We start from the raw sequence: 9,314 nt of genomic DNA, 5'->3' as shown, positions 1-9,314 counted from the left end.
CAGACTTCGTCATGCCGACGATGAAGTAGGGTCAGCGCCGTCGCTTCCGCCGGGATGTCGGCGGTGGCGCGACCGGTGGGGGCACAGCCCCCACCAGACTGACCAGGAGATCGCGGAGTTCCGCATCCCCGGGCGAGTTCGGATCGACCAGGCGGTCGAGACCGTCGAGGGCCGCGCGCCGCTCCGATTCATTCATTGCGGCCACCTCCTCCACCATGGACCCCAGCATGACGGGCATCGTGGCCTCCGCGATCGCGTCGCCGTAGAACGTCGCCGCCATGGAGTGGCGCACGGGCAGGGGGTTCCCCCGCGCGGCGGCCTCGATGCAGAACCCGACCATGACCGAATCGGGGTCCACGATGAGGCCGAGGCCGGCATGGAACGGCCCGACATCGAAGACGCGCAGGCCGATCACCATCCCCTCTGAGGCGGAGGCCTCCAGGCCCTCGTCCATGAGCCAGAACCGGCGGTCGCCATCGAGGAGGTTCTCGACCCAGACACCGCCGAACGCGTGCCATTGCGCGACCCGAAACACGGAGAAGAACGCCCCGCCGAGCCGCTCCGCCACGGCGCGCTCCGGCGGGTCCAGGGCTTCGGCGCCGCGTGCGAGAAACCTGTCGTAGGCCCGACGGCCACGCTGGTTCGGCTCGAACAGGGCGATGTCGCAGAGCATCGCGGCCGTGTCTTCGAGGGCCATTTGCTCCGCGTCCACGAGGCCGAGATGCTTCGCGGCGCGATCGAAATCCGGCTTGCCGCATCGATCGACGGCCGCCGTAAGGACCGTCTGGATCGCGGCCCGGATCGGGCGGTAGACTTTGAGCAGCGCGGGGCGGGTCAGAGGATCGGGGAGATCGATCATGTTCGGCCTCTGGTGATGGGCGCTGGCCTGAGCCTACATCAGGACAGGCATGCCCGCCGGATCAGAAGACGGCGTGGTCGCCGCGCTCGTTCGTCGCCTCCCCCCGGACCAGGCGCGCGTAATAGTCGAACAGCGTCTGCGACCCCGTCGAGGGCGTGGCACGCGCGTCGTATCGCCCGGTCGTCGGGTCGAGGACCAGCATGGACTCGGTGGCGTAGTAGCGCCCGATGCGCGCGAGTTCGGCCTTGGCGGCCAGGGCCGGCAGCCAGCGGCCGAGGGTCGCCAGGATCGTCACGATCGCGTCGAGCAGCGCCACGGGGACACGGGTGAAGCGCGGCTCGCGTCCCAGCAGGGCGAACAGGTGCTCGCCCTGCGCGCGCGGCGTGATCGCCTCGCCCGGTCCCCCGATCGGGAGGATGCGGTTGCGCCGGTCGTCGCGGTCGAGGCATTCGGCGAGGTAGGCGCCAAGGTCGTCGTCGGCGATCGGTTTGCAGGCGGTGATCGCGCCGTCGCCAAAGACCAGGAAGGGCTTTCCACGCCTCACGCGCTCGACCTGCCCCGACAGCGATTTGAAGAAGGCCGTAGGCCGCACGATCGTGTAATCGAGGCCCGACGCGATCAGTTCGGCTTCGAAGGCGAGCTTGGCGTGCTGGAAGGCAAGGACCGGCTTCTGGACACAGATCGCCGAGAGCAGCACCACGTGCCGCACGCCGGCTGCCTCGCTCGCGCGCAGCGCGTTCACCTGCGCCTGGTGGTCGATCGCCCAGGCGTCGGCGGGCAATCCGGTGCGCGAGGCCAAGCACGAGACCAGGACGTCGAAGCGCTCGCCGCGCAGGCCGTCGCGCGCCAGCGAGGCCGGGTCGGTCACATCCGCGACTCGGGCGGTCGCGCCCTTCGGCGTGCGCCCCTCTGCGCCGGGCCGGACGAGGCAGACGGTCTCGTGGCCGCGCGAGACCAGAGCGCGCACGGTCGCCCGCCCGATCGTGCCCGTGCCGCCGAGAACGAGGACGCGCCGCGGGCGCGTCCGGTTCGCGGAATCTCCGCTCAGGGCCGCTTCGGCGTCTGGCGTTTCGGCGTGGTGCGTTCGCTCGGACATCTGAGGGAGTGAGCGGTCATTCGCGTCGCCCCGTCAACGCGTCCGGGCCGGGTCCGCCGCGCGGCCCGGCCCGCTCTCCATTCAGATGTGGATCGCGCGCTTGCCCACGGCGAGGGCGGCTTCCTTCACGGCTTCCGTCAGGGTCGGGTGGGCGTGGCAGGTGCGGGCGACGTCCTCCGCGGAGGCGCCGAACTCCATCGCCACCGCGACTTCCGCGATGAGGTTGCCCGCATCCGCGCCGACGATGTGGACGCCGAGCACCCGGTCGGTGGTCGCGTCGGCCAGGATCTTCACGAAGCCGTCCGTGGTGTGGTTCACCTTGGCGCGGCCATTGGCCGTGAAGGGGAATTTCCCGCTGTTGTAGGCGATGCCGTCCTTCTTGAGCTCCTCCTCCGTCTTCCCGACCGAGGCGACCTCCGGATAGGTGTAGACCACGTTCGGGATCACGCCGTAATTCACGTGGCCCGACTGGCCGGCGAGCAGCTCGGCCACGGCGACACCCTCGTCCTCGGCCTTGTGGGCCAGCATCGGCCCGGCGATGACGTCGCCGATGGCGTAGATGCCGGTGACGTTGGTGGCGTAGTGGCTGTCCGTCTGGATGCGACCCTTGTTGTCGAGGCCGACACCCACCGTCTCCAGGCCGAGACCCTCGGTGTAGGGCACCCGGCCGATGGCCACGAGAACGACGTCGGCCTGCAGCTTCTCGGCCTCTCCGCCGGCTGCGGGCTCCACCGTGACGGTGGCGGCCCCGTCCTTGACCTCGACGCCCGTGACCTTGGACGAGAGCTTGAACTGCATGCCCTGCTTGCCGAGGATGCGCTGGAACTGCTTGCCGACCTCGCCGTCCATGCCCGGCAGGATCCGGTCGAGATACTCGACCACGGTCACCTCGGAGCCGAGGCGGCGCCAGACCGAGCCGAGTTCGAGGCCGATGACGCCGGCGCCGATGATGAGGAGCTTGCCCGGGACCTTCTCCAGGGTGAGGGCGCCGGTGGAGGAGACGACGATCGTCTCGTCGATGGTGACGCCCGGGAGTTTCGTGACGTCCGAGCCCGTGGCAATGACGACGTTCTTCGTCTCCAGGAGCCGGTTGCCGCCGTCCTCCGAGAGCACCTCGACGCGGCCGGCGCCGGCGAGGCGCGCGGTACCGCGATAGCTGTCGATGCCGTTCTTCTTGAGCAGGTACTCGACGCCCTTGGTGTTGCCGTCGACCCCGTCCTGCTTGAAGGTCATCATCTTGGCGAGGTCGAGTTCGGGGGCGTTCACGATCACGCCCATGTCGGCGAAGTGCTTGCCCGCCTCTTCGAAGGCCTCCGAGGCGTGCAGCAGGGCCTTGGAGGGAATGCAGCCGACGTTGAGGCAGGTGCCGCCATGGGCAGCCCGCTTCTCCACCACGGCGGTCTTGAGGCCGAGCTGGGCGGCGCGGATGGCGCAGACGTAACCGCCGGGGCCGGTGCCGATGACGACGAGATCGTAGGTGCTCATGAGTCTGTTCGTTCCTGCATTCGCGTGCGGCGACCGCCGGGGCGGATAGCTGGCGGAGTCATTCGTTCGCAGAGATCACCGACCGCCCGAGACGTCGAGGATGGCGCCTGTGGTGTAGGCCGCCTCGTCGGAGAGCAGCCACAGCACCGGGCCGGCGATCTCCTCGGCGGTGCCGGCGCGCCGCATCGGCACGGTCGGGCCGAGGGCCGCGGCCTTGTCGGGCGTGCCGCCGCTGGCATGGATCTCGGTGTCGATGATGCCGGGCGCGACCGCGTTGACGCGGATACCCTCGCCCGCGACCTCGCGGGCCAGCCCGACGGTGAAGCTGTCGATCGCCCCTTTCGAGGCGGCGTAGTCGACGAACTGGCCGGCTCCGCCCAGGCGCGCGGCGATGGACGAGACGTTGACGATCGCCCCGCCGCGCCCGCCCGACCGGGTCGACATCCGCCGCACCGCCTCTCGGGCGCAGAGGACGCTGCCGACGACGTTGGTCGCCATCATCCGGTGCAGGCGCGCAGCGCTCATCTCCGAAACCCGAGCGGGAAGGTCGACGACGCCCGCGTTGTTGACGAGCGCCGTGACGGTGCCGAGACGGTCGGCGGCCTCGAACAGCGCGACGACGTCGGCCTCGTCCGCCACGTCGCAGCGGACCGCGACGGCCGCCCCGCCCGCCGTCTCGATCGCCGCGACGACCTTCGCAGCGGCCCCGGCATCGGAGACGTAGCTCAGGCAGACCTTGTAGCCGCGCCCGGCCGCGAGCATGGAGACGGCGCGGCCGATGCCGCGTCCGCCGCCGGTGACGACCACGACAGCATCGGAGGAAAGCATCTCGGCGGCCTTACAGATCCAGCACGAGGCGTGCCGGATCCTCCAGCGCCTCCTTGACGCGCACGAGGAAGGTCACGGCCTCCTTCCCGTCGACGATGCGGTGATCGTAGGACAGGGCGAGGTACATCATCGGCCGCGCCTCGATCTTGCCGGCGCGGACCACCGGACGCTCCTCGATGCGGTGCATGCCGAGGATGCCCGATTGCGGCGCGTTGAGAATCGGGGTCGACATCAGCGAGCCGTAGATGCCGCCGTTGGTGATGGTGAAGGTGCCGCCCTGCATCTCGTCGATGGACAGCTTGCCGTCACGGGCCTTCTTTCCGAAGCCAGCGATCTTCTTCTCGATTCCGGCGATCGACAGATCGTCGGCGTCGCGCACCACCGGCACCACGAGGCCCTTGTCGGTGCCGACGGCGATGCCGATGTGATAGTAGTTCTTGTAGACGAGGTCCTGCCCGTCGATCTCGGCGTTCACCGCCGGCACGTCCTTGAGGGCACCGATCACCGCCTTGGTGAAGAAGCCCATGAAGCCGAGCTTGGTGCCGTGCTTCTTCTCGAAGATGTCCTTGTACTGGCTCCGCATCGCCATCACGGCCGACATGTCGACGTCGTTGAACGTCGTCAGCATCGCGGCGGTGTCCTGCGCGTCCTTGAGACGGCGGGCGATGGTCTGGCGCAGCTTCGTCATGCGCACGCGCTCCTCGCGCGCCGCATCGTCGGGCTTCGAGGGCGCGCGCGGAGCGGCCGGCTTGGCCTCGCGGGCGGGGGCCGGCGCCGGGGCGGACGGGCCCTTGGCACTGGCTTCCAGCATGTCGCCCTTGGTGACGCGGCCGTCCTTGCCGCTGCCGTTGAGGGTCGCGGGGTCGATGCCCGACTCGCGCGCCATCTTGGCCACCGCGGGGCCGTGGTCGCCGGATTCGCGGGTCGCCTGCGGAGCGGCGTCGCCGTGATTGCCGTAGGCGGCCGAGGATTCGGTGGCGGGCGCGGCGTCGGCCTTCTTGCTCGCCTCGGCGGGCGCTTCGGCCTTCTTCGGGGCAGCCGCCTTGGCGTCGCCGGACGCCTCGACGATCGAGCCCAGCAGCGCGCCGGCCTCCACAGTCTCGCCGTCCTTGGCCAGGATCTCGCCGAGCTGGCCCGCCGCCGGCGCGTTCACCTCCAGGGTGACCTTGTCGGTCTCGAGTTCCACCAGGGGCTCGTCGGCCGCCACGGTGTCACCCGGCTTCTTGAACCAGCGGCCGATGGTGGCCTCGCTCACGGATTCGCCCAGGGTCGGGACGACGATATCGGTTGCCATGGTTCAGTGTCCGTCCGGAGGGTTCGGGACGCCGTTCGCGCGACGCCCACGGATCGAGAAGGTTCGGGAAGGGCCGGTGGTCAGACCGCCAGCGCCTCGTTGAGGAAGGCCTGAAGCTGGGCCTGGTGCTTCGAGAGCATGCCCACCGCCGTGGAGGCGGAAGCCGGGCGGCCGACGTAGCGCGCGCGCTTCACCGGCGACTGGGCCTGGCCCAGCACCCATTCGAGGTAGGGCTCGACGAAGGCCCAGGAGCCCATGTTCTTCGGCTCTTCCTGACACCACACCACCTCGGCGTTGCGGAACCGGCCCATCTCGTTGGCGAGCGCCTTCAGGGGGAACGGGTAGAGCTGCTCCACGCGCATCAGGTAGACGTCGTTGACGCCGCGCTTCTCGCGCTCGTCGTAGAGGTCGTAATAGACCTTGCCCGAACACAGCACGACGCGGCGGACCTTGTCGTCCTTGACGAGCTTGACGCCCTCCTCGTCGCGCTCGGCGTCGTCCCAGAGCACGCGGTGGAAGCTCGATCCTTCCGCCATCGCCTCGATCGGCGAGACCGCCTTCTTGTGGCGCAGGAGCGACTTCGGGGTCATCAGGATCAGCGGCTTGCGGAACTCGCGGTGCAGCTGGCGGCGCAGGATGTGGAAGTAGTTCGAGGGCGTGGTGCAGTTGGCGACCTGCATGTTGTCCTCGGCGCACATCTGCAGGAAGCGCTCCAGGCGGGCGGAGGAGTGCTCCGGCCCCTGGCCCTCGTAGCCGTGCGGCAAGAGCAGGGTCAGGCCCGACATGCGCAGCCACTTGCGCTCACCCGACGAGATGAACTGGTCGATGACCACCTGGGCGCCGTTGGCGAAGTCGCCGAACTGCGCTTCCCAGAGCACCAGGGCGTTGGGCTCGGCGGCCGAGTAGCCGTACTCGAAGCCGAGCACCGCCTCCTCGGAGAGCATCGAGTTGATGACCTCCAGGCTCGCCTGGCCTTCGCGGATGGAGTTCAGCGAGGTGTAGCGCTGCTCGTTCTCCTGGTCGATCACCACGGCGTGGCGCTGGGAGAAGGTGCCGCGCTCGACGTCCTGGCCCGAGAGGCGGACCCGGTTGCCCTCGATGAGGAGCGAGCCGAAGGCGAGCGCCTCGGCGGTCGCCCAGTCGATGCCCTTGCCGGATTCCACCGACTTGGCGCGGTTGTCGAAGAAGCGCTGGATGGTGCGGTGCAGGTGGAAGCCGGGCGGCGGCGTGGTGATGCGCTGGGCGATCTCGCGCAGCGTCTCCACGGCGACACCGGTCTTGCCGCGGCGGGGATCGTCCACGTCCTCGCGCACGGCCTTGAAGCCGGCCCAGCGGCCGTCGAGCCAGTCGGCCTTGTTGGCCTTGTAGTTGTTGGCGACCTCGAGCTCGGCATCCAAGATGGCGCGGAACTCGGCCTTGCGGGTGTCGAGCTGCTCCTGGCTCAGGACGCCTTCGGCGACGAGCTTCTTGCCGTAGGTCTCCAGCGCGGTCGGGTGCTTACGGATGCGCTGGTACATCTTCGGCTGGGTGAAGGCCGGCTCGTCGCCCTCGTTGTGACCGAAGCGGCGGTAGCACAACATGTCGATGACGACGGGCTTGCCGAACTTCTGGCGGTACTCGATCGCGATCTTGGCCGCGAAAGTCACGACCTCCGGGTCGTCGCCGTTGCAGTGGAAGATCGGCGCCTCCACCATCTTCGCCACGTCGGACGGATAGGGCGAGGAGCGCGAAAAACGCGGATCGGTGGTGAAGCCGATCTGGTTGTTGATGATGAAGTGGATCGAGCCGCCGGTGCGGTGGCCCTTCAAGCCGGAGAGGCCGAGGCACTCGGCCACCACGCCCTGGCCGGCGAAGGCGGCGTCGCCGTGGATGAGCAGCGGCACCACGCGGGTGCGCTCCACCGTGGGCTTGGCGCGCTGGTCCTGCTTGGCGCGCACCTTGCCCAGCACCACGGGATCGACGATCTCGAGGTGCGACGGGTTGGCGGTGAGCGACAGGTGGACGTTGTTGCCGTCGAAGGAGCGGTCCGACGAGGCACCGAGGTGGTACTTCACGTCGCCGGAGCCCTCGACCTCGGCGGGGTTGGCCGAGCCGCCCTTGAACTCGTTGAACACCGCCCGGAAGGGCTTGGCCATCACGTTGGTGAGCACGTTGAGGCGGCCGCGATGGGCCATGCCCACGACGATCTCTTCCGCACCCAGCGCGCCGCCGCGCTTGATGATCTGTTCGAGCGCCGGGATCATCGCCTCGGAGCCGTCGAGGCCGAAGCGCTTGGTGCCGGTGTACTTGAGGTCGAGGAACTTCTCGAAGCCCTCGGCCTCGATCAGCTTGTTCAGGATCGCGCGACGGCCCTCGGGCGTGAAGGTGATCTCCTTGCCCTTGCCCTCGATGCGCTCCTGGATCCAGGCCTTCTCCTCCGGATTGGAGATGTGCATGAACTCGACGCCGAGCGTCTGGCAGTAGGTGCGCTCCAGGATCTCGACGATCTCCCGGATGGTCGAGAATTCGAGGCCGAGCACGTTGTCGAGGAAGATCGGGCGGTCCCAGTCCTTCTCCTCGAAGCCGTAATGCTGCGGGTGCAGTTCCTCGTGGTCGCCGCGCGGGGCGAGGCCGAGGGGATCGAGCTTGGCGTGGAGGTGGCCGCGCATGCGGTAGGCGCGGATCAGCATGATCGCGCGCACCGAATCCTTGGTCGCCTGCTCCACAGAGATGCCGGGGGCGGAGGCGATGACGACGCCCTTGGCGGGCGCCGTCGCGGTGTCGGACTTGGCGCGGATCTTCTCGCCGATGGCCTTCTCGACGGTGGCCCAGTTGCCGTCGAGCGCCGAGACGATCTCGCCGTTGGCGTGGATCGGCCAGTTCGGCCGCTCCCAGGACGCGCCGGCCGCGTTCTTCTCGGGAAGCCCCTTGTCCTCGTTCAGGGACCGGAAGAAGTTCTGCCACTCGGGGTCGACCGAGTTCGGATCACGGGCGTAGGCCGCCTGCAGTTCCTCGATGTAGGCGGCGTTGCCGCCGTAGAGGAACGAGGTTTCGAGCGCGTCCTGGCGTGCCATCGTTCGGGTCATCCTGCCGCTGTGCAGGGGCCTCCAGCGGAGAGGCCCCTGCCCGATCCACCTCGGCGCGGGTCGCGGAGGAGATCGCATTTTCCGGGAAAGACGCGGGCTCGGGCTCGCATCGCTCATGCTTAGATGGGGTCGCGGACCTGAACGCCGGGGCAATGCAGGCCTGCGATCCCCGCGTGTCAGCCGCGCAGGACCTCGACGAGGGTGCTGCCGAGGCGGGCCGGCGAGGGCGAGACCCGGATGCCGGCCGCTTCCATCGCGGCGATCTTGTCCTCGGCGCCGCCCTTGCCGCCCGAGATGATGGCGCCCGCATGGCCCATGCGGCGGCCCGGAGGCGCCGTGCGGCCGGCGATGAAGCCGACCATGGGCTTCTTGCGGCCGCGCTTGGCCTCGTCGGCCAGGAACTGCGCCGCCTCTTCCTCGGCGGAGCCGCCGATCTCGCCGATCATCACGATCGACTCGGTCTTGTCGTCGGCCAGGAACAGTTCGAGCATGGAGATGAACTCCGTGCCCTTCACCGGATCGCCGCCGATGCCCACCGCCGTGGTCTGGCCGAGGCCCGCATTGGTGGTCTGGAACACCGCCTCGTAGGTCAGCGTGCCGGAGCGCGAGACGATGCCGACCGAGCCCGGCTTGAAGATGTTGGCCGGCATGATGCCGATCTTGCACGCGCCCGCCGTGACGATGCCG

At 69.1% G+C, this 9,314-nt stretch carries 6 protein-coding genes and 1 pseudogene; all 7 read right to left on the bottom strand.

Annotated features, from left to right (window positions below; all coding sequences use genetic code 11):
• Positions 1 to 31: 31 nt before the first annotated feature.
• Positions 32 to 859 (bottom strand): DUF7986 domain-containing protein, encoded by an 828-nt coding sequence (locus tag MFF30_RS24860; RefSeq protein WP_238282895.1) that lies wholly within the window; start codon positions 857 to 859, stop codon positions 32 to 34.
• A gap of 61 nt (positions 860 to 920) precedes the next feature.
• On the bottom strand, positions 921 to 1,955 hold the full coding sequence (locus MFF30_RS24855) for an NAD(P)H-binding protein (protein ID WP_238282894.1): 1,035 nt from the start codon (positions 1,953 to 1,955) through the stop codon (positions 921 to 923).
• Positions 1,956 to 2,036: 81 nt separating this feature from the next.
• Positions 2,037 to 3,440 (bottom strand): dihydrolipoyl dehydrogenase, encoded by a 1,404-nt coding sequence (gene lpdA, locus MFF30_RS24850; protein ID WP_238282893.1) that lies wholly within the window; start codon positions 3,438 to 3,440, stop codon positions 2,037 to 2,039.
• Positions 3,441 to 3,515: 75 nt separating this feature from the next.
• On the bottom strand, positions 3,516 to 4,268 hold the full coding sequence (locus MFF30_RS24845) for an SDR family oxidoreductase (RefSeq protein WP_238282892.1): 753 nt from the start codon (positions 4,266 to 4,268) through the stop codon (positions 3,516 to 3,518).
• Between the two features lie 10 nt (positions 4,269 to 4,278).
• Positions 4,279 to 5,562, bottom strand: a complete 1,284-nt coding sequence (gene odhB / locus MFF30_RS24840; protein WP_238282891.1) for a 2-oxoglutarate dehydrogenase complex dihydrolipoyllysine-residue succinyltransferase — start codon at positions 5,560 to 5,562, stop codon at positions 4,279 to 4,281.
• Between the two features lie 80 nt (positions 5,563 to 5,642).
• Positions 5,643 to 8,615, bottom strand: coding sequence for a 2-oxoglutarate dehydrogenase E1 component (locus MFF30_RS24835; RefSeq protein WP_238282890.1), 2,973 nt, complete (start codon positions 8,613 to 8,615; stop codon positions 5,643 to 5,645).
• A gap of 188 nt (positions 8,616 to 8,803) precedes the next feature.
• A pseudogene (locus MFF30_RS24830) lies at positions 8,804 to 9,314 on the bottom strand (succinate--CoA ligase subunit alpha); the annotation flags it as partial.

This window comes from Methylobacterium goesingense, assembly GCF_022179225.1.
GTDB lineage: Bacteria > Pseudomonadota > Alphaproteobacteria > Rhizobiales > Beijerinckiaceae > Methylobacterium > Methylobacterium goesingense.
Note: the sequence above shows the minus strand (reverse complement) of the source record. Positions and strands in the feature narration are given on the sequence as shown.